This window comes from Pinirhizobacter sp., from assembly GCF_035317885.1.
GTDB lineage: Bacteria > Pseudomonadota > Gammaproteobacteria > Xanthomonadales > Rhodanobacteraceae > Pinirhizobacter.
In genome coordinates this window covers 1-2,077 of the sequence record NZ_DATHFX010000313.1, presented here as the reverse complement: position 1 = coordinate 2,077, position 2,077 = coordinate 1, and the positions used below count along the sequence as shown (strand labels likewise).

General features: G+C 64.4%; 2 protein-coding genes. One reads left to right on the top strand and one right to left on the bottom strand.

Annotation, left to right across the window (positions count from 1 at the left end):
- Positions 1–234: 234 nt before the first annotated feature.
- Entirely contained in the window at positions 235–1,719 is a 1,485-nt protein-coding gene (locus tag VK519_RS10245; RefSeq protein ID WP_324349527.1) for a RimK family ATP-grasp domain-containing protein, read from the top strand.
- On the opposite strand, the gene VK519_RS10240 is transcribed toward VK519_RS10245, so the two are convergent.
- A complete protein-coding gene (locus VK519_RS10240) occupies positions 1,716–1,973 on the bottom strand; it encodes a hypothetical protein (protein ID WP_324349525.1) in 258 nt (85 codons plus the stop codon). The genes VK519_RS10245 and VK519_RS10240 overlap by 4 nt on opposite strands.
- Positions 1,974–2,077: the final 104 nt, after the last annotated feature.

The window sequence follows — 2,077 nt, the reverse complement described above, 5'->3', positions numbered from 1 at the left end:
TCCATGGCGCGCAGGATGGCAGGGCGGGGGGAAGGGGGCACGGGCGTGTCGTTGGAGGCCGGGCAGGACGTAATGAGCGCGCACTGTAGTGAACCGACCCTCCAGCGGCAATGAAAATCTTGCCAAAAGGTTTATGCAGGCTTCAGTCCTTCGCTTGTGGCCGGGCCCGCATGTCTCCACACTCACCACCCATGGGTGCGGCACCGTCTGTCGCCCGACAAAACCAGAGGACACATGAGCCGGCTCGTCATCGTCGTGGAAAAAGCCTCCGATTGGGGCTCTTATTACCCTTCCGCCGATGTCATGACCGCCATGGACTATCTGCGTGGGCCGGTCGGCGGCGACGATGAGCGCACCCATGTGGTTAACCTGTGCCGCAGCTACAAATACCTGGGCACGGGCTATTACGTGTCCCTGCTCGCCGAGGCGCGCGGCCACCGGGTGATCCCGTCGGTACGTACCGTCAACGACCTGCGCCAGCGTTCGCTGTACGGCCTGTCGATCGACGATCTCAACGAGAAGCTGGCCAATTTCCTTCCCGCGGGAGCCCGTGACACCACCGATTTCGGCGTGCTGGTGTACTTCGGCGAGACGGCCTACGAAAACCTGCAGGATCTTACGAGGCAGATCTTCGAGATGTTTCCGTGCCCGCTGATGCGCATCGAATTCGAGCGCGACCGGGTTTGGCAGATCTCCGCGATCAAGCCGGTGGGCCTGCATACCCTGGACGACGCCCAGGAAGATGCCTTCGCCCAGGCACTGGACAACTTCTCGCGGAAAATCTGGCGCAAGCCCCGCGTGCGCAAGCTCTATCGCTACGACATCGCCATGCTGGTGGATCCCAACGAGGCCATGCCGCCATCCAACCGCAAGGCGCTCAAAGGGTTCATCGCCGCCGGCAAGGCGCTGGGCGTGGAAGTGGACCCGATCGGCAAGAACGACTATCCCCGCCTGGCCGAATACGACGGCCTGTTCATCCGCGAGACCACCGCCAGCCATAACCACACCTATCGCTTCGCCCACCGCGCCGAGCGCGAGGGCATGGTGGTCATGGACGACCCGACCTCGATCCTGCGCTGCACGAACAAGATCTACCTGAACGACCTGATGGCCTCGCGCAAGCTCGCCGTGCCCAGGACCGAGATCATCTACCGCGACGATGCGCGCAAGCTCGGCGCGCTGGTGGAGAAACTCGGCCTGCCGATCGTGCTGAAGATCCCCGATGGGTCGTTTTCGCGTGGCGTGGTGAAGGTGGAGAGCGCCGCTGCGCTGGAGAAAGCCGCCGGTGAGTTGTTCCAGCACAGCGCGCTGCTCTTGGCGCAGGAATACCTTTACACCGAGTTCGACTGGCGCGTGGGCGTGCTCAACCACGAGGCCCTGTACGCCTGCCAGTACTTCATGTCGCGCGGCCATTGGCAGATCTACAACCATGGCGCCAAGGGCACGGCCAAGTCCGGCGGCTTCCGCACGCTGCCGGTGCGCGAAGCACCGTCGGAAGTGATCAAGCTGGCCCTGAAAGCCACCCAGCCCATCGGCGACGGGCTGTACGGCGTGGACATCAAGGTGGTGGCCGACCGCCCGGTGGTGATCGAGGTCAACGACAATCCGTCGATCGATGCGGGCGTGGAGGACGCCTACCTCGGTGACGACCTCTACAACCGCGTGATGCAGGAATTCCTGCGCCGGATGGAACTGAAGCGTTTAGGGATTCGCGGTTAGCGCCGCAGGGCAGCCGCCAGCAAACGAAGGGGCAGGGTGGGCCTAAGGGCAAGCAGCACGCTCATCGGCGCGAAAACCAGCCAGAACGCCGGTGTCCAGCCCAGGGCTGCGCTACGCGACGACAACGGCGTGAAGGCGAGCAGCAGGCAGCCGCCCACCAGCCAGGCCAGGGCGATGGCGGCCCGGCGGCCGGCAGGTGAGAGCTGGGAAAGATCGGTGTTCATGGCAAGTCCCCTCAGGTGACGGTGTGGCATGGACCGATCCTCGCCCGCCGTCGTCTCACGGACCGCGACGGGCGGTGAGCCGTTACACTTCCCGGTCGCTTCTTGCCTCCTGGAACCCCTCGATGCCCCCGCGC